The organism is Lutibacter sp. A80 (assembly GCF_022429645.1).
Lineage (GTDB): Bacteria > Bacteroidota > Bacteroidia > Flavobacteriales > Flavobacteriaceae > Lutibacter.
On the sequence record NZ_CP092480.1, the window covers coordinates 3,695,834 to 3,722,125 of the forward strand.

Below are 26,292 nucleotides of genomic sequence, written 5' to 3' on the forward strand. Positions count from 1 at the left end.
GATATTTTCTTTATTGTTTAGAATAATTAATCCAAGATTTTATGCGGTTAACATACATTTTTAAATAATTTTCTGTTAAAAATATATTAGACCAATCAAATCTTTGTGCTTGAACACCTAAATAAAATAATTGTATTGCTGTTGCAGCACTTGGTAATAATTTTAATTCTGTTTTTGTGAGATTTAAAATACTTTGATATCCACTTAAAAAATGATTTAATTTAAGTTCATATTCTTTTTTATCCAATTCAATATTAAAAAGTTGATTTGTAAAGTATGCCACGTCAAATAGTAACCAACCATTTCCACAAAAATCAAAATCAAATATGGTAATTTCATTTTCATTTGTAATATTCATATTATCATACCAAATGTCTAGATGTACAATTCCACTTTTAATTTGTGTTGCATCTGCTTGTTTAAAAAGTTTACAAATTAAGTTTCCTTGTTCTTTAATAAATTTCATTTCAGGCAATGCTTCAGAGTAATAATTACAAGCATATTTGTAAGGAAATTGAACCAATGTTTCTGAAGTATAATTAATACGATTTACATTTTTGTTATGTGTAACTTTATGAAAACCAGCAATAAGCTTACCAATTTTAAAGCAAGTTTCAGGAGTCATAAATCGTACTTTTTTCCCTTCAGCAAAAGAAAAAAGCACAACAAATCGATTACCTTCAGGAGCATTAATTTCTTGAATTAAGTTTCCTTTTTTATTTTTAATAGGAAATGAAACACTTAAATTATGAGTAGCTAATTCATTTAAAAGTTGAAGTTCTTCTTTAATTTCTTGTTTAGTTCGCCAATTATAACTGTAAACTCTTAACGCGTATTTGGTGTTATTAGTTGTGATAAAATACGTATGGTTAATACCTGTTCTATATAGTTTACAAGTACTATTTGTAGGTAAATTATAGTTTTCTATTACAAATTTACCTAGATGATTTTCAGAAAGTGTTGAGGCTGAAACTGGAAAAGCTGTCATTAATAATTTTTTAAAGTGATGGTGTTAAACGTACAATTCCTAAATTTTGGACAGCCACGTAAATATAACCATCAGGAGCTTGACGTACACAACGTATACGACCAATATTTTCTAGTAATTTTTCTTCTTTTACTACTTTATTGTTTTCTAAAACACAACGACTTATATATTGAAATTTTAAAGAACCGACCAGTACATTTCCTTTCCAGTTTGGATATTTATCGCTTGTAACAAATGTCATTCCGCTTGGCGCAATAGAAGGAGTCCAATGGTGAATAGGGTTTTCCATTCCTTTAATAGAAGTTTTATCAGTAAATTTTGTACCGCTGTAATTAACCCCAAAAGACGCTTTTGGCCATCCATAATTTTTACCAGCTTTTATAATATTTATTTCATCGCCACCTTTTGGACCGTGTTCGTGTATCCAAATTTCACCAGTTATCGGGTGCAATGCCATTCCTTGTGGATTTCTATGTCCGTAAGAATAGATTGCCTTTTTAGCATTTTTTGTATTGTAAAAAGGGTTGTCTGTTGGAATTGTACCATCACTGTTTATTCTATAAATTTTTCCGGCATCTTTAGTAATATGTTGTGGATTTTCATCTCTAACATAACGATCCCCAATTGAAAAATATAAATAACCATCTTTGTCAAATTCTATGCGAGATCCAAAATGTGTTCCGCTTTTTGTGTTTGGAGTAGCTTTGTATAATACCTTGGTTTCAGTTAGAGCACCATCTTTTAATTTTGCTCTCATAATAGTTGTATTTCCACCATTACCATCGTTTTCTATGTTTGAAGCGTACGATAAATACAACCAACCATTTTTGCTATAATTTGGATCTAATTCAATATCTAATAAACCACCTTGACCTCTAGCAAAAACTTCTGGTACATTTTTAATACTAGTTTTTACACCGTTTTTAAAATGAATTAATTCACCTTTTAATTCTGTAATTAATAGAGAATTATCTGGTAAAAAAACCATGCTCCAAGGAATATCCATATCACTAACAATGGTTTCTACTTCAAAAGAAGAATGAGTGTTATTTACCATTTGCATAGCTAATTTTTCTGAAGGTTTTTCTTTACAAGAAATTAGTAGCATTACTATAAAGCTGAAAAATAAAGTAGAATATTTCATAAGATATAAATTTTAGTATTCTTGTCATTCCAGTCTCTCGACTTCGCTCAAGATAAACTTCGGCAGGAATCTACATGTTATAAAAACAGATTCCAATCTATGTAGAATTGACAATTAGTTTTAAAAAAACAAAATATGTTTTAAATATATAATATACAATTTTTTATTTTAACACTGTAAACTCAATTGCTGAAGATGTAAAAACAGTATGTGTTTGTGTTTTAAAATCTTCTTCTTTCGCTTTAAAAATATTATCTACATACGTTTGTGGATTTAAATCAATTAACGGAAACCAAGTACTTTGCACTTGAATTTGTAGTTTATGCCCTTTTTTAAATGTATGATGTATATCTTGTAATTTAATATTCACAGCAGTTTTTTTGTTTGGAATAAAAGGTTCTGGATAGGTGAAACTGTTTCTAAATTTTCCTCGCATAACTTCGCTACGCACCATTAAATGATAATTGCTCATTTTTAAATGATTTTGCATATCCTTATTATTTTCTTTAGAATCTGAAGGATGTACATCAATAATTTTTACAATCCAATCGGCAGCTGTTCCAGTTGTTGCTACTTGTAATTTTGCTAAAATTTCTCCGCTAATTGTAATTTCTTCATCTAAAAAATCGGTTTCAAACACTAAAACATCACTTCTTCTGGCGGCGAAACGTTGATCATCTGTCATATATTTTCTAGGTGTAAAAACCGTTTTAATATCTTCGGAATACGGAACAGGTTTTTTAATATTACTAATAAATTGAATACCTATTTCTTTTCCTTTTTTAGAAGTTAATTCTTGATTATCACTTAAATAAAACGTTTCTTTTTCAGAATTTTCTGGTGGCCAAACATTATAACTATTCCATTCTTTTTTTCCAGTATCATACACATAAGCTTCAGGTAAACCAGTATTTTTATTACCACTTCCTTTTAAAAAATGGTTAAAGAATTTAGTTTCAATTTGTTCTTGAAACTTTATAGAGATGGAATCGCCAAAATAATAATTTCCAACACTATTTTTAGTTTTGGTACTTGCCCATTGTCCGTGACTCCAAGGTCCAAAAACTAAAGTATTATAATTGTCTTTATTGTATTTCTCTATGGTTTTGTAGGTTTCTAAAGGACCGTATAGATCTTCAGCATCAAAAGCACCACCAACTACCATTGTTGCTACGTGTGTTTTTACATTTTTTAAGTGCTGAATAAGACCTTTACTTTGCCAAACTTCATCGTAATTTGGATGTTCTTTCAGTTCATTCCAAAAGAAATCACTTGTGTTCTCACTGTTTTTTAATGCAGGATTGTCTAATTTTTCATATTCAAAAAAGTGATCTAAATTACTTAAAGGACCAGCATCTAAAAAAAACTGATATTGATCTTTTGTTTTAAGGTCTGGAATTTTGTACCATGCTGTATCAGTAGGTGTATCTTTTGGAGTTCCAAACAATGGAACTGCTCTAAAATAACTCAATAAAAAAGCACCATTATGGTGAAAATCATCGAAATAAAAATCGGCAATACTAGCTTGTGGTGATGCAGCTTTTAAAGCAGGATGCGCATCAATAGTTGAATATGTACTATAAAAACCAGGATAACTAATTCCCCAAGTACCAACATTTCCGTTGTTGTTTTCTATATTTTTTACTAGCCAATCAATAGTATCATACGTATCGGAACTTTCATCAACAAAAGTGCTATCTTTTTTGTTTGGAATATAGGCGCGCATATTGTCGTAGGTTCCTTCACTCATCCAACGTCCACGCACATCTTGATATACCACAATATTGCCTTCTTTCATTAAATGTTCGTTTGGTGCAATACGTGTTTTAAACTTATTTGCTCCATAAGGTCTGGTACTGTAAGGTGTGCGTTGTAATAAAATAGGGTAGGCTTTACTAGTATCTTTTGGTGTGTAAATTGAGGTAAATAGTTTAGCACCATCGCGCATAGTGATGGTAGTTTCTATTTTGTTGTAATTTTCTTGAACATAATTTGTTTTTTCTTGGGTAAATTCAGTACTGTTGTTTTTACAAGAAAATAGTGTAGTAATTGTTAATATTAATGCAATTACTTTAAAAGTGTTGTTTTTCATTAATGGAAGAGTTGATTTAGTGGTAAATCTACAAAAAAAATAGCATTTATAATTCGTCATTGCGAGGGAGGTAGGACCGTGGAAATCTTTTTGATAAAGCCTTAATTATTATAAGTTTATTGTTAGCTTATATTTAAAATAGTATAAAATAACAAGCACCAACCACAAACTAATAGTAAGCCACCAAGCGGTGTAATTGGACCTAGAAATCGTAATTTTTTATTTTTTGCTGAAGATAATACCAATCCATAAATACTAAAAGAGAATAAAATAATACCAGCCATAAAACTATATACCATATATTTTTCTGAAGCAGTTTCTAAATTGAAATTAAATCCGATTACTAATAAAACTATTGCGTGGTACATTTGGTATTTTACACCAGTTTCAAAACTTTTTAATTGGTCTGTATTCAGTATTTTTTTTAAAGCATGTGCTCCAAAAGCTCCAAATATAACTGCTAAACCTCCGAAAATACTGGCGAAAAGTAAGGTGAATTGTTGCATTTAATACGTTTGTTTAATTTGAGTAAAAGTAGTTATTAATCTAAAAATAGCAAGCCTGATTTATAGTAAGGTTTTTTTCTACTTAAGTGTAAGGAATCCGTAAAATTTTGTTTTCTAGTGAAATAAAGCAATATTAACTTGCCAATTTTTTTTTTTTTTTTTATAAATTTAACTTGAAAAAGAGTAAAAGTTGTACTATGAAACATGCAAAACCAATAAAATTTCCATTTTATTTTAAACTGTCATTTCTGCCTTTCGACTTCGCTCAAGATAAACTTTGGCAGGAATCTCATCCTTATTATCTAAACAGAAAAATCCTCTGTTTGTAAAATTTTAAGAACACAATACGCTAATAAAATGTTTAACCTAAAACCAACTAACTATGACCTAGCTAATTAATACAAACAGAGGAAAGTGTTGCAAAAGTAATACTCCTCGCAGAATTAAAAAAATATAAAGCGCAATTACGCGCTATTAATTAATTTAAATTTTAATAAAATGAAAAGAATAATTTTTAGTATGGTATTTGTATTTGCAACTGTAAGTTTTGTCAATGCAAATTCTAAAGTTGAATCAAATACTGTTTTATCATTAGACAGTAAGACTGAAGTTTTAGATTCATGTGATGAGGCGGCATTTGATGCTGGAGAATCTGAGGCAGAGGCAGGAGGTTCTGACGAATCAATATTTAATCATATGAATTTGGCATATGCTCTTTGCATGGGATATTCTTGGGAAGAAATTGATGCTGCTGGTAATATATAGTAAAACGATAATTAATAAAATAAGGAGGAGTAATACAATAACTCCTCTTTATTTTGTTTTGTAATTTAAAATAATTAAAATGAAAAAAATAACATTAATTCTATTTATTATTTTTCCAATAATAAATATTATTGCACAAAACAAAGATATTTATGGTAGTGTTTATTATAAATTCGCACTAAATAAAAATGAAATTACTAAGAGAAATAATGCAAAAAAGAATGTAAAGGACATGTATAAAGGATTATATGAATTTATTGCTGATGTTAAGTTTAAATTAGAATTTGTAAATAAAAAATCAATTTTCTCCGTAAAGGATGAATTGGATAATGGATTAAAACCAAAAGGAGCGTCAATTGCAAGTAAATTAATAAGTAACGGCAGCTATTATTGCGACCTGAATGAAGATATACAATTGAGAAAAGTTGATGGAGAAATATTAGTAGAAACACAACCATCAAATATAAAATGGATACTAACACAAGAGACTAAAAAAATTAATAATTATTTATGCTACAAAGCGATTTCTAGCGTAACAAATAAAAACTCAACGGGTGTATATACATTCGAAATAATAGCTTGGTATACTCCAGAAATATCAGTAGCCTCTGGGCCGAAACAATTTGTTGGTTTACCTGGGTTAGTATTGGAGTTAAAAGATACACATTATACCTTTTTTGCAACGGAAATTGTTTTGTTTCCTAAAGAAAAACCTATAATTAAACCATTTAAAGGTAAAATTATTACAGAAGAGAAATATCAAGAAAGAATTAGAGAAATGATGGGGGGCTTTATTAAGAGATAAATATTTTTGAAAGAATTTAGTGTATGCTTAAAAAATATAGTGCTATTTTAGGGTTTTTTATAATCGGTATTTTTTTTACAAATGCCCAAACCATTACCTTAAAAGGTAGTGTTAAAGACAGTTTACAAAACCCTTTAAGTTATGCAAACGTACTAGCAAAACCAGCTGATGTCTCTAAAAATTTACAATTTGCTATTACAGATACCGATGGTTTGTATAAATTAGAACTCACAAAAAATCAGGTTTATACCATTTCTGTAAGTTATATGGGTTTTAAAACGGCTAGTTTTAAGTTTACAGCTACTGAGAACTCACAAAAAAGTATTGTTTTAAAAGATGCACCAAACCAATTGCAAGAGGTAATTATTGAAATGCCTGTTACCGTTAAAGAAGATACTATAACCTACAATACAAATAAATTTGTAACAGGCGAAGAACGTAAACTAAAAAATGTACTTAAAAAATTGCCAGGAGTTGAGGTAGATAAAAATGGAGGTGTAACGGTACAAGGTAAAAAAGTAACTACCTTATTGGTAGAAGGTAAAAAGTTTTTTGGTGGTGGTTCAAAATTGGCAGTTGAAAATATACCTGCAAATGCTGTTGATAAAATACAAGTTATAGATAATTACAACGAAATTGCTTTTTTAAAAAATGTATCTGATACAGACGAAATGGCAATGAACATTCTATTAAAAGAAGATAAAAAACAATTTGCCTTTGGAGATATAGAGGCGGGTAAAGGAAATAAAGATTTTTATAGAACGCACAGTAATTTATTTTATTACAGCCCAAAAACCAACATAAATTTTATAGGAAATATAAACAATACTGGCGAAAAAACTTTTACGTTTAGAGATTATATGAGTTTTCAAGGAGGTATTAGTGCCGCTTTAAAAGGAGATGGTTCCATTTACAATGTTTCAAGAAGCGATTTTGCTAACTTTATGGAAACACAAGATTTGGTAACTAGCTCCAACAAATTTGGAGCTTTAAATATTACTAATGTTGTAAATAGTAAATTAGATATTTCTGGCTATGCAATTTTTTCACATTCAAAAAATAAAACGTTAACAGAAAATATAAATCAATATACTGCATTTACTGAAGAAAAAGAAAACACTTCAAACAGTAGAAATATTTTAGGGATTGGGAAATTTAATATAGAATATGCACCTACTACAAACCAACAATGGTATTTTAAAACGCAATTTAAAAAAACCGATAATTTAAAAAGTAATAATATTATTTCACGTATTGAAAATGAAGACAGATCTATATTTTCAGAAAATAATGCGGAAGCAATTTATTTAAATCAGAATATTGAATGGCATCAAAAAATGTCGAATAAACATACGTTTTCTTTTGCTGCAGATGTTACTTTCGATAAAAATAACCCAAGCACACTATGGGGAACAAACAATGCTATTTTACAAGGTTTAATTCCTGTTGAGGAGTCAGGAAATTATAGTATAAATCAACATAAAGAAATACAAAACACTACAATACATAGTGTTTTTAAACATTATTGGGTGTTAAATAATTTTAACCATATTTATACAACTTTAGGTAATAAATATAGCAACGAAGCCTTTTTTACAGAAGATAGTCAGAAATTGCAAGATGGAACTACAAATAATTTTGCTTCCGCAGGTTTTGGAAACGATTTAGACTACAGGTTAAACGATTTATTTTTAGGCGTTCATTATAAATTTAAAACAGGTATTTTTGAATTAAAACAAGGTGCTTTTTTGCATAATTATAATTGGAATTTAAAGCAGCAGCAAACTAAAAAAAATAATAAAATAGTAATGTTACCAGATTTTTCAGCAGAAATTAAGTTTAGTAATTCCAAAAAAATAAAAATAAATTATCAGTTAAAAAGTGCTTTTTCAGATGCTTCAAAATTGGCAAATCGGTTTTATTTACAGTCGTATAATTCGGTGTACAAAGGAAACGAACATTTAGAGAATGAGTTGTATCATACTGCAAGAATGTATTACAGCCGTTTTAGTTTGTACCGAGGTTTAATGTTGTTTGGAGGAATAAATTATACTAAAAAAGTTAAAGGACTTCAAAATGCAGTACAATTTAACGAAACCGATCAATATATTTCTCCAATAATGGTAGATAATGCATCAGAAAATTGGTCTTTTAATTTAAATATTGATAAAAAAATAAAGAAATTCAAGTATGGCTTGGATACACGAATTTTAACTTCCAAATATCTACAAAATATAAATGAGGCTTTTGTAACCAATAAAAGTAACAATTATAGTTATACCCTTTCCGTAAAAACTTTGTTTGATAAATTTCCAACTATAGAAGCTGGTTTTGAGCAAAGTATTGGTAATTATACTTCTAGTAATTCAACTTCAAAATTTATTACGAACCAACCATACTTAAATATTGATTACGACTTTTTAGAAGGATTTATTTTTTCTTTTGAATACGAAAATTACAATTATGAAAACAAAACATTTAATCAAAAAAACACCTATCAACTTGCAAATGCAACACTTTCTTATAAAAATGAAGACAGTGCTTGGAGTTTTAAACTAGATGCTCAAAATTTATTTAATGTAAAATATAAACAACAAAATAGCTTTTCTTCGTATATAATTTCAGATTCTAAAACCTATATTTTACCAAGAATTGTAATGTTTTCTATTGGGTATAATTTGTAGTAGTAATTATGTCTAGTTTGTCAAACTGAGCTTGTCGAAGTTGGTTTATTAGTTAGTTAATCTATTTCGAAAAGCTTAATATGACGTTTCCGTCAACCTGAACTTGATTGAGGTTCTCATATAAATTAGTGGCACTTATGATGCGATTCTGAAATCGAAGATTCAGCGTAGCTAATCAAGTTCAGAATGTAGTGTTTTTAAACATATTAATAACCTAAATTTATACTCTAACTCCTAATAAAACTTACACTTTTGCAATTAAGTAAGGTTTTTTTCTACTTAAGTGTAAGGAATCCGTAAAATTTTGTTTTCTAGTGAAATAAAGCAATATTAACTTGCCAATTTTTTTTTTTTTTTTTATAAATTTAACTTGAAAAAGAGTAAAAGTTGTACTATGAAACATGTAAAACCAATAAAATTCTCATTTAAATTTTTCATTTCATTCAATACAGAAATTCCATTTTTATTGTCATTCCTGCGAAAGCAGGAATCTCATCCTTATTATCTAAACAGAAAAATCCTCTGTTTGTAAAATTTTAAGAACACAATACGCTAATAAAATGTTTAACCTAAAACCAACTAACTATGACCTAGCTAATTAATACAAACAGAGGAAGTAAAACGAAAGTAATACTCCTCGAAGACATAACAAAATATTAAAGCGCAATTATGCGCTATTAACTAATTTAATTAAAATGGAAAAAATAACTTTCACAATTATTATACTAATTATTTTATTATCTTGTAGTAATGATGATAATCAAATTGAATTAAAGAGTTTCAATTTAGAAGAAAAAATAGAATTAAAAAAATCAACTGATTTTGTTACGCCCTTTTTTCAAAATTTAGGTGCTACCGAAATTATAGTAACAAAAAATACTATGGGAACTAATTATAAAGCATCCTCAAAAAAGCAATTTAAATTCAATGGGGAATTTCATTCTTTATCTGATTTTACAGTTATATTTAAGGATGGTTATATAGTTTTGGAAAGAGATGAAAGATATAAGATATCATTGAACGATAATAATATAGCATATATTGTAACTCCAGAATTTTCAGGATATATAAACCAATCAAATGAAATAAAGTCATTAAAAAACATTAAGACATTTATTTTATTAACTTTTTTGAAAGAAATTACATCGAATAATTCTAAAAAAATTAATTTAGAATTATCTTTAGCGAATAAAACAGCTTCTTGCGGTTATTGGAATACTTATTATAGTATAGGAGTTGGTTTGACCGAACCTGCTGCTCAAGCAGATTTAGAATATGAAGTACAGGATGCTATTAATAGTGGGGATGCTAATGGTTGTGAAAAAATTGGAGAACCTTCAGCAATTCCATTTTCGGGTGGTACAGTTTGGGCTCAAGCTTGGTGTTGCTAATAATATTAACCTAAATTTTAATATAAAAAATTATGAATTCAATACTATTAATGATTGGTCCATTTGAAATAATAGCAGTGTTGGCTGTTATTGTTTCATTGTTTTTCAGTTCACTTTATTTGGTTTCCAGACACGAAAAAGGTAGAAATTACTTTATTTGGCTGCTTTTAATAATCTTTTTACCAATATTAGGTTCTGTCTGTTATTTGGTAAAACATTTAGCAAACTTACCTAGTCAGAAAAGAGATGAGCATGCAAATAATGTTCTATAATAACTAAGCATTCTATTTTCTAATAAGTTAAATTCGGTAAATAAATATGATTTGATTTAATATAGGGAGCTTTTAAGCTCCCTATATAATTTTTAATTATCTAATAACCCTCACATTCTGTTTTTCAACTTTTTTATCTGATAACATAGAAGGAGCTCCAAAAAGTAAATCGTCACTGGTTCCAGTTTTAGGGAATGTCATCACTTCTTTTATAGACATTTTTTTCGCACCGCCCTCTAGGTTCATTTCCTTTATGAAGCACTATATCTGAATGTAAAAATTGTGCTGCTTTGGCAGAATCTTTCACTTTTATAGCACTACGTTTTAGCATTTCTTCTTCAAAATTTTGTAAAACACTTTTTCTAATTCCAATTTCTTTCCAATTTATATAAGGGCTGCAACCAGTAGTTATGTTTCTTGCCAAACTTAAAGCATCTAACAGAGCCTGATTGGCTCCTTGTCCTTTAAACGGACTCATTGGGTGGGCTGCATCTCCAATTAATGTTATAGGTCCTGATTTTTCTAATAGCTCTGGTTTCAATAATTCTCTATCGTAAACAGGGTAACCAGAAATTTGAGTTTCTAAAGTAGCTGTTACTAGTTCAGGAATAGGCGTGTGCCATTGTGTTCTTTTACATGCTTCTTTTTTTAATGCAGAAGGGCCTAATGCACTTAACTTTATTGCTTTTGATTCTGAAATTGGAAAACTTAATTGCCACATTAAAGTGTTTGAAGTAAAAGGCATTACGTAAATGCGTTCGTTTCCATTGGCTGTTTGAAAAACTGTTTTGCAATCTAGCAATTCACTTTTAATTGTTTCAATATTTTTTAAAGGACAAATACCTAATATTACAATACAACCTAAATAACGAAGTGGCATTGTTTCTTCATCAAATAAAAATTTGCGGACAGTACTTCGAATACCATCAGCACCAACAATTAAATCTGCTTTGGTATTTTTAATAGAGTCATTAACTTTAAAGCTTAAATCTATAGAATTATCGCTATTGTTTTTTAATGCAATAAGTTGATGATTCCATTGTACTGAGTTATTGTTAAGTTGATTCAGTAAATTTAAACGAAGCGATTGTCTTGCAATATGTATATTAGTGCGTTTTGGAGTTGTTTTAGAATTTTCGTGCAACCATTTTCGCATACCCCATTCACCAATTATAGTTCCAGTTGTGGTATGTACAATGTGCCGTGTAGAAACCACACCTTCTTTTAGAGAGAAAAGTCCAAAACCATCAATTGCTTTGCTTGCTTGTTGTAATGTGAGTCCATACCCTTGAGATCTAGCATTAAAATCACTATCGCGCTCATATAGTGTAAATGGAATGCCTCTATGTTGACAGGCAACTGCTAATGCTACACCTCCAATACCTGCGCCTATTATTGCAATATGCGGATAAGTATCTGTTTTAGGAATTGTAGTTTCTGTGGCTGTAACTAAACCAGATCCACCACACTTTGAGCAAACTTCTAAGTGACCTCGAGGGCGTTTAGGAGGTGTTTTGTTTGTACTCGATTTATTAAATGTATCTAATGCTTTTTGATAATTTAGTAGTGCTTTTTTACGAATTCTTCGCCTTTTTTTTCCTTGACCTTTACAGGTATTACAAATTTTCCAGTTGTCTTTTTTTGTAGTAGTCATTTATAAGGAATCGTATTATAGCTTCTGTAAAAATACTAGATTTTTAGAAATTATGAATGTTTTAAAAGGCTATTAATTAATATGGTGAAATAAATCTTAAAAAGTAATTGCCATAAAAAATATAAACACCACTCATAAATTAGTTTATTGAGTGGTGTTGAAATATATATTTAATGACTGTAATTAAACAGTTTTTTTAGAGTTAAATTATTTTATAACCCTCACATTTTGCTCCTCAACTTTTTTATCAGATAATTTTGAAGGAGCTCCAAACAATAAATCGTCACTAGTTCCTGTTTTTGGAAATGCCATCACTTCTCTAATAGACGCTTTTTTCTCTAAAATCATCATTAAACGGTCAATTCCCCAAGCAATTCCTCCGTGTGGTGGTGCACCATATTGAAATGCTTTGTACATTGCTCCAACACTTTTTATCATTTCGTTTTTATTGTAACCCATATTTCTATAAGTTGCTTCTAAAATCTCCGCTTTATGTGCACGAACTGATCCTCCACCAATTTCAAAACCATTTAAAATAAGGTCGTATTGTTGGGCGATAATTGTTCCAATTTCATCTTCTTTACCATTTAGATGCTTCTCTAAATCGTAAATAGCAGGCATTGAGAATGGGTTGTGTGTAAACGTCCATCTTCCTTCATCTGTTTTTTCAAACATTGGAAAATCAACTACCCAAGCCGGACGTAATTCTTTTGGGTTTATCAACCCTAAAATTTTACCCATTTCTTGTCTAACTGCATCTAATGCTTTGTTTGCAGTTTCGTAATCTGCGGCTGAGAAAAACACAATATCACCAACTTCTGCATTGGTTTCATTAATAATTCCGGCAGCAATTTCAGCACCTAAAAACTTGATTATTGGCGATTGTAAGTCGTTTTCATTTACAATAATATAAGCCAATCCACCTAATCCATTTTGTTGTGCAATGGCAGTTAAGTTTTCAATTTGACCTTTAGACATACGGCTGTTTCCTTGTTCTTTAGCAGAAACTTTAATACATTTTACAATACCGCCTTGTTCAATAGGTTTGCTAAATACTTGAAATGTAGTATCTTTTACAATACTTGTAATATCTTGCATTTTTAAGCCATAACGTAAATCTGGCCTATCACAACCATAATTGTCCATTGCTTCTTTGTAAGTCAATACTTCAAACGGATGTAAAATCCATTTTTTACCATATATTTTCTTCACTATTTCATTAAACATTTTGGTGTTTAAATCAATAATTTGCTGCATACTTGCATAAGCCATCTCAATATCTAATTGGGTAAATTCTGGCTGACGGTCACCTCTAGAATCTTCATCTCTAAAACAACGCGCAATTTGGAAATATTTTTCGTAACCACTAACCATTAGCATTTGTTTAAATTGCTGAGGTGCTTGTGGTAAGGTGTAAAAAGAACCAGGTTGTTTACGTGTCGGAACAATAAATTCTCTTGCTCCTTCATCGGTTCCAGCAGTTAAAATTGGTGTTTCAATTTCTAAAAATTCTTCTTCATCTAAAATATCGCGTAGTAATTTTATTACTTTATGACGGTTTACAATAGCTTTTCTAACCGCATCATTTCTATGATCTAAAAATTTGTATTGAAAACGAACAGTTTCACTAGTTTTAGCAGCTCTTTTTATTTCAAAAGGCAATGTTTTAGATAAATTTAAAATATCTAATTCTGAAGTTTCTAACTCAATTTTTCCAGTTCTTAAACTCGCGTTATAATCGTCTTCATTACGTTGTACAACCGTACCTGTAACCGAAATTACAGACTCTGGTTTTAACTTCACCAATTCATCTATATTTGGAAATGATTCACGACTTAAACGTACTTGAAAAATTTCTTGGCTAGAATCTCGTAAATCAATAAACATTAATTCTCCGTGATCACGTACACTTGCAACCCAACCAGCTAGCGTAATTTTCTCTGAAATATTTTTTTCTGAAATTTCAGAAGCTTTATGTGTTCTATAATCATCTTTTATAATGATTGGAATATCAGGAAATGTATCTTCTTCAGCTTTCGCTTTTTGCTGTTCGTTTGTAGCTTTTAGCTGCTCACTTTCGGTTTTTGCTTTTTGACTTTTGGCTGAAAGTTTATCTAAAATTCCCTCTCTAATAACTTTTCCAGAAGCACCTTTTCCAATAATAGCAATTACTTTTCCTACTAAAATACCAGCTTTTCCTTGGTTTCCAGATTTAATATCATTTGCAATTGCTTTATTTTCAGTAATAACTTTAACAATAGCTTCTTCTATTTTTTCTTCTGAAATGGTATTTTCTTCAAAATACTTATTGTAATCAAAAGTTCTGTCTTTTAAATACTCCGTAATTCCGTTTTGAGCTAATACAGCAGTGATTTTTTCAGCTTTAAATAATTGAAAAATTTCTATTAAACTTTCAATATTATTTATAGCACTATAATCATCAGGTTTAATGTTGTTAACCAATGTTTTTGCAACAAAAGAAGGATCTTTTAATACCTTGTTTATGTCCATAAATACTTTAGAACGGACAGCATCTGCGGTAAAAAACTTTGCGTCTTGCGGTAAAACACCACCTTTAATTAAAACTGTTTCAACTGCAAAAGGCAATGCGCTAGCATCTACAGTAATTGCTTTAATTTCATTTTTAATACTTACAAAAGGTAAATCTGGTTCAGAAATAAAGCGATAATCTGCTTCAAATTCTTTTTTACGCATTGTTTTGGTTTGCTTTAAGTCTGCATCCCAAAGTACCGTTGTTTGATCTGGTCTAAACTCTTTATGTTCAACGTAATAGTTGAGTTGTTTTTCAATTTCTTCCTTTAAGGCATCTACCATAAACTTAAACGAATTTAAGTTTTTGATTTCAGTTCTTGGATTTAAATCGTAGGTTCTTCGTTTACGTAAAGACACAGAAACATCAGATTTAAATTCACCTTTTTCTAAGTTTGCTTCAGAAATTCCTAAGTTTTGAACAATACGTTGAATGTATTGCGCGTAGGTTGAAGCGTCTTCAATATTTCTTATACAAGGCTCTGTAACAATTTCTATTAAAGGAACGCCGGCTTTGTTAAAATCTACCAATGAAACTTTTTTCTCGTGCACTAATTTTGCAGCATCTTCCTCAATATGTACTTGCGTTAAATTTACAGTAAACTGAGAGCCATCATTTCTATAACAAGAAACGTGTCCGTCTGGAATTATAGGATTATGAAATTGCGTTATTTGTATGTTTTTTGGATTGTCTGGATATTCGTAATGTTTTCTGTCCCAAGATATTACTTCATTATCGAAAGAAGATTCTACCGCTTTTCCAAAATAGATTGCCTTAGTAATAGCTTCTTTGTTTATGGCAGGTAAAACTCCCATTTGTCCTGTACAAACCGAACAAATATTAGTGTTTGGTGTTTCAATTTCTTGATTTGGACAAGAACAAAACAACTTGGTTTTGGTATTTAATCGAACGTGTGTTTCCAGTCCTATAACCAATTCTAAATCGTGCTTTTTAATAGCAGCATTTAATTGTTCTAATTCCATTATATAGTTTCTTTTAAGAAGTTAGCAAACTTCAATATAAGTTCTTCATTATTTTTTGCCGCAGTAATTTGCAATCCTGTAACTGTTCCTTGTGGTACGGTTAAAGTTGGTAATTGTCCTAAGCTAAATCCAACAGTATACACATCAGATAAATACATCGCATGCGGATCTTTTAAACTTTCTCCAATTTTAGGTGGAGCACTTGGTGTAACTGGAGATAAAATAACATCAACCTCTTTAAAATCCTTACTAAAGTTTTCTGAAATTTGATCTCTTAACGCCAATCCTTTTAAGTAAATTTCATCAGAAAAACCTTGTGATAATACTTGATTTCCTCCAACAATTCTACGTTTAGTTTCTTCTGAAAAATTTTCGGAACGGGTTACAGCGTAAGATTCAATTAAATTTTCAGATTCTATTCTGTTACCATAATTAGTACCATCTAAACGCGATAAGTTAGAAGCAGTTTCTGCCATTGCCAAGGTATAATATGTTGACACTAAAATATCAGATTTAAAGAAATCTAGTTCTTTAACTTTAACTCCTGTTGCTTTAATTTTTTCAATACAAGCTAAAAATTCAGCTTTTACTTCAGTATCAATTGCATCATTTTCAATAAAATTTTTAAAATAACCTATTGTTTTTACAGAAGTATTTGAAATTGCTTTTTCGTCAATTTCTTTAGATACAATTGAGGTTTGGTCTTTAACATCTTTTCCGCTCATTGTATTTAAAATAATACGAATATCTTCAACAGATTTAGCTAAAGGACCTACACAGTCGGTAGACGATGCATATGCCATTATTCCGTATCTTGAAATGCGGCCATATGTTGGTTTTAAACCATAAATATGATTGTAGCCAGCAGGTTGTCGGATAGAACCACCCGTATCTCCACCAATTGAAAATACAGTATAATCTTTAGCTACATTAACTGCCGATCCACCACTAGATCCACCAGCAACCAATTCGGGATTTACAGCGTTTTTAACCGCTCCAAAAATGGTATTTTCACTAGAAGAACCGTGACCAAAACTATCGCAATTTTCTTTTACTAAAGGTATTGCGCCAGCATCTAATAATTTTTGAATGGCTGTTGCAGTATAAGGTGATTTGTATTTTTTTAATAAGTCTGAACTAGCTGTTGTATACGTTCCTTGTAACATATAAACATCTTTAACTCCAAAAGGAATACCTTCTAAAAGACCTATTTTTTCACCATTTTTTATTTTAGCATCTACTTTTGAAGCCAACTCTAATGCCGATGTTTCTAATAAAGAATTTACGGTATTGTGTGTGTTTTTTTTAAGTAAACTTAATTTTTCTTGTACCAAAGCAGTACATGTAATTTGTTTAGACACCAACTGTTGGTGTATATATTTTATTTGAGAATCCATTTAATTTTGTGTTGAATTGTTAATAGTTGAATTTTAAAAATTACAACTTGTAATTCATAATTGGTTATTAGTTTTAGTCTTCAATAACTTTTGCAACTACTAAATAACCATTTTTTTTATTCGGGAAGTTTTCAATAATTAGTTGTTTCTCTTTAGCCGAACTTTCAATAACAACATCTTCTCTTAAATTATTAACTGATACGCAATTATAATTGACATTATTTAAAGAATTATTATTTGTTGGTTGTGCATTTTTAATTACATCAAATAATTTGTTCACAGCCTCAGATGGTTGTGCTCCTTTAATACTCGACAATATGTCGACTGTCATTATTTTACTCATCTTTTTTTAATTTATTTTGTAAGTCTAACTTTAAGCCGACCAAATTACAAAAGTTTTACGAGGGAATCATACTTTTTTTTATAAGAAGTTGACGTTTAAGCCTTATGAATTAAACTATCTGATGAAAAAATTAACATATTGTAAATGAAACTTACAATCTTTAGAATATATTGAAATAATATTACAAATAGCATTGGTAATTTCAATTTCTTCTAATTTGTTAATTAAATGTATTTTTGTGGAAAATTTGTTAAATGACTTTAAAAGAATCTCAAAAAAAACTAATTCCTACGTTAAAAAAGTATTTTGGATACGATTCGTTTCGTGATCAACAACAGCAAATTATAGAATCTGTACTTGAAAAAAACGATAATTTGGTAATTATGCCAACAGGAGGAGGGAAGTCTATTTGCTTTCAATTACCTGCTTTATTATTTGATGGATTAACTTTGGTGATTTCTCCTTTAATCGCTTTAATGAAAGATCAAGTAGACGGTTTAAAAGCAAATGGAATTGAAGCGGATTTTTATAATAGCAGTCAGGAAACAGAAGAACAAACTGAGATTTTTGAGAAAATTTATAGAAAAGAGTTAAAGCTTCTATATGTTGCTCCAGAGAGTTTATCGTATCTAGAAAATATTTTAAATGAAGAATTTATAAGTTGTATTGCAATTGATGAAGCGCACTGTATTTCGTCTTGGGGGCACGATTTTAGGCCTTCGTACCAACAGCTTGGATTTTTAAAAAATACATTGCCCAATACACCAATTATTGCGTTAACAGCAACCGCAGACAAAGCTACAAGAGCAGATATTATAGAGCAATTAAATATTTCAAAAGCAACACAATTTATCGCATCTTTTGATAGAAAAAATATTGAATTGGAGGTGCGGCCTGCAAATGATAGAATTTCACAGATAATTAAATTTATAAAAAAACAACCAAAAGAATCGGGAATTATTTATTGTTTGAGCAGAAAATCAACACAACAAATTGCCGATAAGTTAAAATTAAATGGGATTAATGCTACAGCATACCACGCAGGTTTAAGTTTTGAAGAACGTACAAAAACACAAGAAGATTTTATTTACGATAAAACCCAAGTTGTATGTGCTACTATTGCATTTGGAATGGGAATTGACAAATCTAATGTACGTTGGGTAATACACTATAATATGCCTAAAAATATTGAAGGTTATTATCAAGAAATTGGACGTGGCGGACGTGATGGCTTAAAAGCTCATGCTTTGTTATTTCATAGTTATGCAGATGTAATTCAACTACGGAAATTTATAAGCGGAGCTTCAAATGAAGAAGTACAAGCAGCTAAATTAGATAGAATGAAACAGTTTTCTGAAGCTACAACCTGCCGAAGAAAAATATTACTGAGTTATTTTGGTGAATTGTTGGCCGATAATTGTGGAAATTGTGATGTTTGTAAAAATCCGCCCAAAATTTTTGATGGAACAATTATTGCCCAAAAAGCATTGTCTGTAATTACACGCTTAAAAGAAAGTGAAGCCATTGGAACTGTAATAGATGTTTTAAGAGGCGCACAAAATGCTACTATTTTAGAAAAAGGATATAATACGTTAAAATCGCACGGAGTTGGTAAAGAAATTTCTTGGAGAGATTGGCAACAATATTTAATTCAGCTAATTAATCAAGGGTATTGTGAAATTGCTTTTCATAAAAATAACGCTTTACAACTTACTTATTTTTCAAAAAAAGTGTTGTTTGAAAATAAAAAAGTGAATTTAACTAAGCCAGTTGAATTTACAGAAAAACCAGTTGTTGAAAAAACAACAAGAACTAAAAAAGTGGCTAAGGATAGTTTATTTGAAAGACTTAGAAAGCTGCGTCAAGAAATTGCTTTGGCTGAAAAAATTCCAGCATATTTGGTTTTTAATGATGCTACTTTAAAAGAAATGGAACGTGCAAGACCGATGAGTGAAGCTGATTTTTTAGATATTAGTGGAGTAGGGCAGCGTAAATTAGAAGTTTATGGAGAAGATTTTATTGCTGAAATTGTAGCTTTTTCAAATGAAAAAATTAAAACTCGTAAAAAAAAGGATACGCATAAAATAACTTATGATTTGTATAAAGAAGGTTTAACAATTGATGAAATTGCTGAAAAACGGAATTTAAAATCAACTACAATTTTTTCTCATTTAGCCGTATTATATACAGAAGGAAAAGATATTGAAATTTATGATTTTGTAACGAAAGAAGAAGTGGAGAAAGTAAGAAAAGCAAAAGATATATTAGAAAGTCCATTTGCTTTAAAACCTTATTTTGAGCATTTTAATACTGAAATTCCTTATTTTAAAATTCGTTTAGCACTTACAATTATTGATACAGAAGGATAAGTTTAATCTTTAATTTTTATACTTTCTTTAAAATAGGATTGTTATTAACAATATTTGAAAGTACTATATGTGTTCTTGTTTCTCCATAGGTAATAAGTCTGTCAATTAATTGTTCTAGGTGTTGTTGGTTTTTTAATACAACTTCCATAATAATATTTTCATTACCAGTAATTCTATAACAGTTTACAACTTCATCAAACGTTTTTACAGTTTCTAAAAATGGTTTTAAGCGACCCATAAATGCTCTTAAAGTAATTATAGCCTTTAGTTGGTGACTAGTTTCTGTATGTGAAATTTTAGCAAAATAACCTTCAATTACACCTGCATCTTCCATTTTTCTAATTCTTTCAGCTACAGCAGGTGAAGTAATACCTACTTTTTTAGCAATTTCAGTATTAGACTGGCGTGAATTTTGCTGTAAATATTTTAAGATTTTCCAGTTTATATTATCTAATTTCATAATTAAAGAATTTATAGTAAAAATATTAAAATTTAAATTAAAACTTTTATTTAACTTTAAAATTTAAATGTATAATATTGGAAATCTTGTTAAATTTGAAAGAACTTATTAGTTGTATGCAAAATAATACAGGACATAATTTAAATGAATCTACATTCTATCAAAAATCGTTAGATATTTTTCGTTTAACACGAAGTATTGCTGCTTATGTTACAAATGATAAAACTATAAGTAAAATGTATTTATCTAAATCAGCTTCAGATAGATATGCTAATATTTTGGTGATGGATTCTTTGGGTTTGGTACCTAAAATTGCTGAAACCGAAATTCAAGAAAATCCAAAATTGAAGTTGAAATACGCAAAATCTCTTCAGTATTTTATAGATAATTTATACAGCAATTGTGTAAAGTTAGAAAATACTAAAATACAGGGAAATGATTTTGTTAGGTTATTGAGAAAAGAGCTAATTTTGTTAAAAAGAATGCATAAACGTTATGTAAAATCTTTGTTGTAATTTAATGATTACAAATTTTACAATCTTTTTTATCTTTTAATTCTCCTTGTAGTACGCCTTTATCATTAATAATATAACCACAACAATCCATAAAACCTTGTGCAATTAATTTTCTAGCTCTTTGAACTTGAGATTTTACTGTTGGTAAAGGAAGGTTTAAAATTTTAGAAATTTCAGTTTGCTTAACTCCTTTAATGTCTGATAAAAATAAAGGATCTCTATATTTTTTTGGAAGCGTTTTTAATATTCCTTGTAAACAATCTTTTTCTGTATGATTTTGATTTTCAATTTCAAAATCGGTTTCTAATTCGGGTAAATCAAATACTAGATTTCGAGAATTATAATAATCCATAATAGAATTTCTAGCTATTGAAAAAGTCCAAGATTTTAACTTTTTTAAATCTTTTAAAGTATGAAGTTTTGTATGAATTTTGATAAAGGTATCTTGTAAAATATCATCAGCAATAGTAGTATCTTTTACTTTGCTGATGATAAATTGCTTTAAATCTGTTGAATAATTATTCCAAACTTGATTTGTTGTCATTTTAACAATTACAATTTGTGCACGTACAGTTTGTGCAATTACAGTTATTACAATCTCCGGTTTTGCAACCATCACAGTTACAATTACATTCCTTATTATTTTTCATAATATTAAATTTTATATTCATCTAGTAGACTGCGAAATGATTAAAAAGATGCATTTAAAATAAAAAAAATTACATATTTCTTCTATATTGTCCACCAACTTCAAATAAAGCTTCAGTAATTTGTCCTATTGAACACACTTTACAAGCTTCCATTAATTGCTCAAAAATATTTTCATTATTTATTGATTTTTGTTTTAACAATTGAAGTTGTTCATTGGTTTTGTGTTTATTACCAATATTTAAATTTTCTACTACATTTATTTGACCTTGTTTTTCTTTTTCAGTTGCTCTAATTACTTCTTGAGGTAAAACAGTAGGAGAGCCTTTGCTACTTAAAAACGTATTTACACCAATAATTGGAAATTTTCCATTGTGTTTTAATGTTTCGTAATATAAACTTTCTTCCTGAATTTTACTGCGTTGGTACATTGTTTCCATAGCTCCTAAAACACCACCTCTTTCTGTAATTCTATCAAATTCTAAATAAATTGCTTCTTCAACCAAATCGGTTAATTCTTCAATAATAAAAGCTCCTTGAATTGGGTTTTCATTTTTAGCTAAACCCAACTCTTTATTAATAATTAGTTGAATAGCCATTGCTCTACGAACGCTTTCTTCTGTAGGAGTTGTAATTGCCTCATCATAAGCATTGGTATGTAAACTATTACAATTGTCGTAAATTGCATACAAAGCTTGCAGTGAAGTTCTAATATCATTAAAATCAATTTCTTGAGCATGTAAACTTCTACCTGAAGTTTGAATGTGGTATTTTAACATTTGAGCTCTTGGATTTGCACCATATTTATATTTTAAAGCTTTTGCCCAAATTTTACGAGCAACTCTACCAATTACTGCATATTCAGGGTCTATTCCATTCGAAAAGAAAAAGGATAAGTTTGGACCAAATTTATTGATGTCCATACCTCTAGAAAGGTAGTATTCTATATATGTAAATCCGTTTGCTAAGGTAAATGCTAGTTGTGAAATTGGATTTGCTCCAGCTTCTGCCATATGATAACCCGAAATAGAAACTGAATAAAAATTACGGACATTATTTTTAATAAAATATTCTTGTACATCGCCCATTAAGCGCAAAGCAAATTCGGTTGAAAAAATGCAGGTATTTTGTGCTTGATCTTCTTTTAGAATATCAGCTTGTACAGTACCTCTAACTTTGGAAATTGTTTCGGTTTTTATTTTTTGATAAATTTCTTTAGGTAAAACTTCATCTCCAGTAACACCTAAAAGTAATAAACCTAAACCATTATTCCCTTCTGGAAGTTGTCCTTCATATTTAGGTCTTTCAACTCCTTTTGTTTTATAAATTGAAGCAATTTTAGTTTCAACTTCATCTTTTAAATTATTTTCTATAATGTATTTTTCACATTCTTGATCAATAGCTGCATTCATAAAAAAAGCAAGCATCATAGGTGCTGGCCCATTAATGGTCATTGAAACTGAAGTTGTAGGGTTTGTTAATTCAAAACCTGAGTATAGTTTTTTAGTATCATCTAAACAACAAACTGAAACACCGGCATTTCCTATTTTACCATAAATATCTGGGCGTAAATTTGGATCGTTTCCATATAAAGTTACAGAATCAAAAGCAGTAGATAATCGTTTTGCTGCTGAGCCTAAACTTACATAATGAAAACGTTTGTTTGTGCGTTCTGGACTTCCTTCACCTGCAAACATTCTGGTAGGGTCTTCACCAGTTCTTTTAAAAGGAAAAAGGCCAGCTGTGTATGGAAATTCTCCAGGTACATTTTCTTCTAAAGTCCAATGTAAAATTGCTCCCCAGGCTTCATATTTTGGAAGGGCTATTTTAGGAATTTGTATGTGAGAAAGTGATTTGCTATGTGTTTTTATATTTATTTCTTTATCACGAACTTTATATGAGTATACCTCATTTTTATATGATTGTTTTTTAGTTTCCCAATTTAAAATGATGTTCCAGTTATGTGGATTTAAATCCATTTTAACTTTTGAAAACTCTTTAAATAACAGCGAAATTAATTGTTTGGAATCGTTATTTTTAACTTGTTTTAGGATTTCATCTTCATTCAATCCAATTTCTGTAAGAAGAGTTTGTGTAGGTTTATTATTAATGTTTCCAACAGAACAAATAGTTTTATAAATACCATAAAGTTTTTCGGCTATTTCTTTTTGTTGAAGGCTTTTTTTGTTGTAAGATCTATTGTTTTCAGTAATTTCAGATAAATAACGAGTTCTGTTTGGTGGAATTATAAATTGATTTTTAATTGAATCTGTATTGAATTGAAAGCTGCTTTTAAAATGTTGAGACGTTTTTTCGTTTAGTTTTTTGATTAAAAAACGATATAATAGATTTGTTCCTAAATCGTTAAATTGCGAGGCGATAGTTCCAAAAACAGGCATTTGTTCAACAGCTTCTTCCCATAAACCATGGTTGCGTTGGTATTGTTTTTTTACATCTCTAAGCGCGTCTAGAGCACCGCGTTTATCAAATTTGTTTAGAGCAATTATATCAGCAAAATCGAGCATGTCAATTTTTTCTAATTGTGTTGCTGCGCCATATTCTGGAGTCATAACATACATAGAAACATCCGAATGTTCTATTATTTCTGTATCGCTTTGTCCTATTCCAGAAGTTTCTAAAATCACTAAATCAAAATCGGCAACTTTTAAAATATCTACGGCATCATTTATATGTTTAGACAATGCTAAATTAGCTTGTCTAGTAGCTAAAGAACGCATATAAACACGGTTGTTGTTAATTGCATTCATTCTAATTCTATCGCCTAATAGGGCGCCTCCAGTTTTACGTTTTGAAGGATCTACAGATACAATTGCAATTGTTTTTTCTGGGAAATCAACTAAAAATCGGCGTACAATTTCATCAACCGTAGATGATTTTCCTGAGCCTCCAGTTCCGGTAATACCTAAAACAGGAGTTTTAGATGCGTTGGCCTTTTTTCTTAGTTCATTAATGAAATCAATATGTTTTTCTGAAAAATTCTCTGCAGCTGAGATTGCTACAGCAATTTGTTTGTTAATTTTATTTTTAAGCTCAGAAACTTTAAAATCTACAATTTTGCCAGTTGCAAAATCACTTTTTTCAACCATATCATTAATCATACCTTGTAAACCAAGGCTTCTTCCGTCATCTGGAGAATATATTTTAGTAATACCGTAATTCATCAATTCTTCTATTTCTGAAGGAAGTATTACACCGCCACCGCCGCCAAATAGTTTAATATGTGTAGCCTTTTTTTCTTTTAAAAGATCAAACATATATTTAAAATACTCAGTATGTCCACCTTGATAAGAAGTTATAGCAATTGCATTAGCATCTTCTTGTATTGCGCAATTCACAACTTCTTCAACACTTCTATCATGACCTAAATGAATTACTTCTACACCAGTTGACTGAATAATTCTACGCATAATATTTATAGAAGCATCGTGTCCATCAAAAAGTGAAGCAGCAGTTACAATTCGTATTTTATTTACGGGTTTATAAGTTGTGTTTTTTTTCATTTCGAAATATTGATAAATATATGTGTTGCAATTTATGAATTTTTTAAAAATACAAATAAATTTTTACTAAATAGATAACATTTTAAGGCGCTGTAATTATAGTGTTATTTTTATTTAATTTTGGTACTTGAATTTTTTGTAAAGAACCGAGCATGCCCAAAAGTTTAACGCTTATGGAAATAATTATTAGCGAACAGCATGCGACCGTTAAAAAAATAATAAAGACACATGAAAAAAATAACAATACTTATAAATTGTAATGACGGTAAAGGTATAATTGCATCCGTAACTAATTTTATACACCAACAAAACGGAAATATTGTATATATAGATCAGCATGTTGATAGGCAAGATAATATGTTTTTTATGCGATTGGAATGTGAGCTTTTAGAAGAATCATTTTCTTTCCGTGTTTTTAAAAAGGTTTTTAGTGATGTAATTGCCGAGAAATTTGAAATGACTTGGAGTTTGTACGATTCTGATATAAAGCCAAAAATGGCATTGTTTGTTTCTAAATACGAACATTGTTTGTATGATATTTTAAGTAGGTATAGCACAAATGAATTAGATGTAGAAATACCGTTAATAATAAGTAATCATCCAGATTTAGAACCAATAGCTAAATCTTTTAATATTCCGTTTTACTGTATAAAAGTTACAAAAGAAACAAAGCAACAGGCTGAAGCATCTCAGTTAAAGTTATTGCGTGAATATGAAATTGATTTTATTGCGTTAGCAAGATATATGCAAATAATTTCATCTAAATTAATTCAAGAATATACCAACAAAATTATAAATATTCACCATTCATTTTTACCTGCATTTCCTGGTGCAAAACCTTATCATTCAGCTTTTAAAAGAGGTGTTAAAATTATTGGAGCCACAAGTCATTATGTTACTGAAGAGTTAGATGAAGGACCAATAATTGAACAAGATATAACACGTGTTTCTCATATAAATACTATTAAAGACTTTATTTTAAAAGGTAGAGATTTAGAAAAAATAGTATTGTCAAGAGCTCTAAAATTACATATAAAGAGGAAGGTGATGGTTTTTAAAAATAAAACAGTTGTCTTTAAATAAAGGCATAATTGTTTTATTTATTGTAGTACGATTTTAGTTTTTATAAATATAATTATGGTATGATTGTTGATATGTTTATTGACGTGTAACATAGCTGATTATAAGGTAAATTGTTATATAA

The 26,292-nt window shown here is 29.5% G+C and carries 20 protein-coding genes; 8 read left to right on the forward strand and 12 right to left on the reverse strand.

Annotated elements, in window-relative coordinates:
• Positions 1 to 10 precede the first annotated feature (10 nt).
• The 4 genes from MHL31_RS15145 to MHL31_RS15160 all read right to left on the reverse strand — a co-directional run bounded on the left by MHL31_RS15145 (position 11) and on the right by MHL31_RS15160 (position 4,730).
• Entirely contained in the window at positions 11 to 988 is a 978-nt protein-coding gene (locus tag MHL31_RS15145) for a phosphotransferase (protein ID WP_240226819.1), read from the reverse strand.
• Between the two features lie 10 nt (positions 989 to 998).
• Positions 999 to 2,132: a PQQ-dependent sugar dehydrogenase gene (locus tag MHL31_RS15150; RefSeq protein ID WP_240226820.1), complete on the reverse strand. Its 1,134-nt coding sequence runs from the start codon at positions 2,130 to 2,132 to the stop codon at positions 999 to 1,001.
• A 163-nt stretch (positions 2,133 to 2,295) separates the two neighbouring features.
• On the reverse strand, positions 2,296 to 4,224 hold the full coding sequence (locus tag MHL31_RS15155) for a CocE/NonD family hydrolase (RefSeq protein ID WP_240226821.1): 1,929 nt from the start codon (positions 4,222 to 4,224) through the stop codon (positions 2,296 to 2,298).
• Between the two features lie 122 nt (positions 4,225 to 4,346).
• Positions 4,347 to 4,730, reverse strand: a complete 384-nt coding sequence (locus MHL31_RS15160; protein WP_240226822.1) for a DUF423 domain-containing protein — start codon at positions 4,728 to 4,730, stop codon at positions 4,347 to 4,349.
• Between the two features lie 498 nt (positions 4,731 to 5,228).
• Between MHL31_RS15160 and MHL31_RS15165 the strand changes: the two genes are divergently transcribed.
• From MHL31_RS15165 to MHL31_RS15185, 5 genes are all read left to right on the forward strand, one after another.
• Positions 5,229 to 5,495, forward strand: coding sequence for a hypothetical protein (locus tag MHL31_RS15165; protein ID WP_240226823.1), 267 nt, complete (start codon positions 5,229 to 5,231; stop codon positions 5,493 to 5,495).
• 79 nt (positions 5,496 to 5,574) lie between these two features.
• Positions 5,575 to 6,300 carry a GLPGLI family protein gene (locus MHL31_RS15170; protein ID WP_240226824.1) on the forward strand — a complete coding sequence of 242 codons (726 nt, stop codon included), beginning with the start codon at positions 5,575 to 5,577 and terminating at the stop codon, positions 6,298 to 6,300.
• Between the two features lie 23 nt (positions 6,301 to 6,323).
• Positions 6,324 to 8,984, forward strand: coding sequence for a carboxypeptidase-like regulatory domain-containing protein (locus MHL31_RS15175; RefSeq protein ID WP_240226825.1), 2,661 nt, complete (start codon positions 6,324 to 6,326; stop codon positions 8,982 to 8,984).
• Positions 8,985 to 9,679: 695 nt separating this feature from the next.
• On the forward strand, positions 9,680 to 10,375 hold the full coding sequence (locus MHL31_RS15180) for a hypothetical protein (RefSeq protein WP_240226826.1): 696 nt from the start codon (positions 9,680 to 9,682) through the stop codon (positions 10,373 to 10,375).
• 32 nt (positions 10,376 to 10,407) lie between these two features.
• A complete protein-coding gene (locus MHL31_RS15185; protein WP_240226827.1) occupies positions 10,408 to 10,647 on the forward strand; it encodes a hypothetical protein in 240 nt (79 codons plus the stop codon).
• A gap of 96 nt (positions 10,648 to 10,743) precedes the next feature.
• Here MHL31_RS15185 and MHL31_RS16275 read toward each other — a convergent pair whose 3' ends face one another.
• From MHL31_RS16275 to MHL31_RS15205, 5 genes are all read right to left on the reverse strand, one after another.
• Positions 10,744 to 10,866, reverse strand: a complete 123-nt coding sequence (locus MHL31_RS16275; protein WP_256451649.1) for a hypothetical protein — start codon at positions 10,864 to 10,866, stop codon at positions 10,744 to 10,746.
• On the reverse strand, positions 10,835 to 12,301 hold the full coding sequence (locus MHL31_RS15190; RefSeq protein ID WP_240226828.1) for an NAD(P)/FAD-dependent oxidoreductase: 1,467 nt from the start codon (positions 12,299 to 12,301) through the stop codon (positions 10,835 to 10,837). The genes MHL31_RS16275 and MHL31_RS15190 overlap by 32 nt, the downstream gene beginning before the upstream one ends.
• Positions 12,302 to 12,508: 207 nt before the next feature.
• Positions 12,509 to 15,835, reverse strand: coding sequence for a bifunctional amidotransferase subunit GatB/aspartate--tRNA ligase AspS (gene gatB/aspS / locus MHL31_RS15195; protein ID WP_240226829.1), 3,327 nt, complete (start codon positions 15,833 to 15,835; stop codon positions 12,509 to 12,511).
• A complete protein-coding gene (locus tag MHL31_RS15200) occupies positions 15,835 to 17,232 on the reverse strand; it encodes an amidase (protein ID WP_240226830.1) in 1,398 nt (465 codons plus the stop codon). Before MHL31_RS15200 ends, gatB/aspS begins: the two co-directional genes overlap by 1 nt.
• A 73-nt stretch (positions 17,233 to 17,305) precedes the next feature.
• Positions 17,306 to 17,575 (reverse strand): hypothetical protein, encoded by a 270-nt coding sequence (locus MHL31_RS15205; protein WP_240226831.1) that lies wholly within the window; start codon positions 17,573 to 17,575, stop codon positions 17,306 to 17,308.
• 254 nt (positions 17,576 to 17,829) lie between these two features.
• Here MHL31_RS15205 and recQ point away from each other — a divergent pair, with 254 nt between their 5' ends.
• Positions 17,830 to 19,944: a DNA helicase RecQ gene (gene recQ / locus MHL31_RS15210; RefSeq protein WP_240226832.1), complete on the forward strand. Its 2,115-nt coding sequence runs from the start codon at positions 17,830 to 17,832 to the stop codon at positions 19,942 to 19,944.
• Between the two features lie 16 nt (positions 19,945 to 19,960).
• On the opposite strand, the gene MHL31_RS15215 is transcribed toward recQ, so the two are convergent.
• Positions 19,961 to 20,404, reverse strand: a complete 444-nt coding sequence (locus MHL31_RS15215) for an Lrp/AsnC family transcriptional regulator (protein ID WP_240226833.1) — start codon at positions 20,402 to 20,404, stop codon at positions 19,961 to 19,963.
• Between the two features lie 116 nt (positions 20,405 to 20,520).
• Between MHL31_RS15215 and MHL31_RS15220 the strand changes: the two genes are divergently transcribed.
• Positions 20,521 to 20,919: a hypothetical protein gene (locus tag MHL31_RS15220; RefSeq protein ID WP_240226834.1), complete on the forward strand. Its 399-nt coding sequence runs from the start codon at positions 20,521 to 20,523 to the stop codon at positions 20,917 to 20,919.
• 1 nt (position 20,920) lies between these two features.
• On the opposite strand, the gene MHL31_RS15225 is transcribed toward MHL31_RS15220, so the two are convergent.
• Positions 20,921 to 21,463, reverse strand: coding sequence for a sigma-70 family RNA polymerase sigma factor (locus MHL31_RS15225; protein ID WP_240228913.1), 543 nt, complete (start codon positions 21,461 to 21,463; stop codon positions 20,921 to 20,923).
• 175 nt (positions 21,464 to 21,638) lie between these two features.
• A complete protein-coding gene (locus MHL31_RS15230) occupies positions 21,639 to 25,088 on the reverse strand; it encodes a methylmalonyl-CoA mutase family protein (protein ID WP_240226835.1) in 3,450 nt (1,149 codons plus the stop codon).
• 228 nt (positions 25,089 to 25,316) lie between these two features.
• On the opposite strand from MHL31_RS15230, the gene purU reads away from it, so the two are divergent.
• On the forward strand, positions 25,317 to 26,171 hold the full coding sequence (gene purU / locus MHL31_RS15235; RefSeq protein ID WP_240226836.1) for a formyltetrahydrofolate deformylase: 855 nt from the start codon (positions 25,317 to 25,319) through the stop codon (positions 26,169 to 26,171).
• The last annotated feature ends 121 nt before the right edge of the window (positions 26,172 to 26,292 follow it).

Bases quoted from the DNA above. Each gene is read 5' to 3' on its own strand.
- MHL31_RS15145 (WP_240226819.1), bottom strand. From the start codon at position 988: ATGACAGCTTTTCCAGTTTCAGCCTCAACACTTTCTGAAAATCATCTA.
- MHL31_RS15150 (WP_240226820.1), bottom strand. From the start codon at position 2,132: ATGAAATATTCTACTTTATTTTTCAGCTTTATAGTAATGCTACTAATT.
- MHL31_RS15155 (WP_240226821.1), bottom strand. From the start codon at position 4,224: ATGAAAAACAACACTTTTAAAGTAATTGCATTAATATTAACAATTACT.
- MHL31_RS15160 (WP_240226822.1), bottom strand. From the start codon at position 4,730: ATGCAACAATTCACCTTACTTTTCGCCAGTATTTTCGGAGGTTTAGCA.
- MHL31_RS15165 (WP_240226823.1), top strand. From the start codon at position 5,229: ATGAAAAGAATAATTTTTAGTATGGTATTTGTATTTGCAACTGTAAGT.
- MHL31_RS15170 (WP_240226824.1), top strand. From the start codon at position 5,575: ATGAAAAAAATAACATTAATTCTATTTATTATTTTTCCAATAATAAAT.
- MHL31_RS15175 (WP_240226825.1), top strand. From the start codon at position 6,324: ATGCTTAAAAAATATAGTGCTATTTTAGGGTTTTTTATAATCGGTATT.
- MHL31_RS15180 (WP_240226826.1), top strand. From the start codon at position 9,680: ATGGAAAAAATAACTTTCACAATTATTATACTAATTATTTTATTATCT.
- MHL31_RS15185 (WP_240226827.1), top strand. From the start codon at position 10,408: ATGAATTCAATACTATTAATGATTGGTCCATTTGAAATAATAGCAGTG.
- MHL31_RS16275 (WP_256451649.1), bottom strand. From the start codon at position 10,866: ATGTCTATAAAAGAAGTGATGACATTCCCTAAAACTGGAACCAGTGAC.
- MHL31_RS15190 (WP_240226828.1), bottom strand. From the start codon at position 12,301: ATGACTACTACAAAAAAAGACAACTGGAAAATTTGTAATACCTGTAAA.
- gatB/aspS (WP_240226829.1), bottom strand. From the start codon at position 15,835: ATGGAATTAGAACAATTAAATGCTGCTATTAAAAAGCACGATTTAGAA.
- MHL31_RS15200 (WP_240226830.1), bottom strand. From the start codon at position 17,232: ATGGATTCTCAAATAAAATATATACACCAACAGTTGGTGTCTAAACAA.
- MHL31_RS15205 (WP_240226831.1), bottom strand. From the start codon at position 17,575: ATGAGTAAAATAATGACAGTCGACATATTGTCGAGTATTAAAGGAGCA.
- recQ (WP_240226832.1), top strand. From the start codon at position 17,830: ATGACTTTAAAAGAATCTCAAAAAAAACTAATTCCTACGTTAAAAAAG.
- MHL31_RS15215 (WP_240226833.1), bottom strand. From the start codon at position 20,404: ATGAAATTAGATAATATAAACTGGAAAATCTTAAAATATTTACAGCAA.
- MHL31_RS15220 (WP_240226834.1), top strand. From the start codon at position 20,521: ATGCAAAATAATACAGGACATAATTTAAATGAATCTACATTCTATCAA.
- MHL31_RS15225 (WP_240228913.1), bottom strand. From the start codon at position 21,463: ATGACAACAAATCAAGTTTGGAATAATTATTCAACAGATTTAAAGCAA.
- MHL31_RS15230 (WP_240226835.1), bottom strand. From the start codon at position 25,088: ATGAAAAAAAACACAACTTATAAACCCGTAAATAAAATACGAATTGTA.
- purU (WP_240226836.1), top strand. From the start codon at position 25,317: ATGAAAAAAATAACAATACTTATAAATTGTAATGACGGTAAAGGTATA.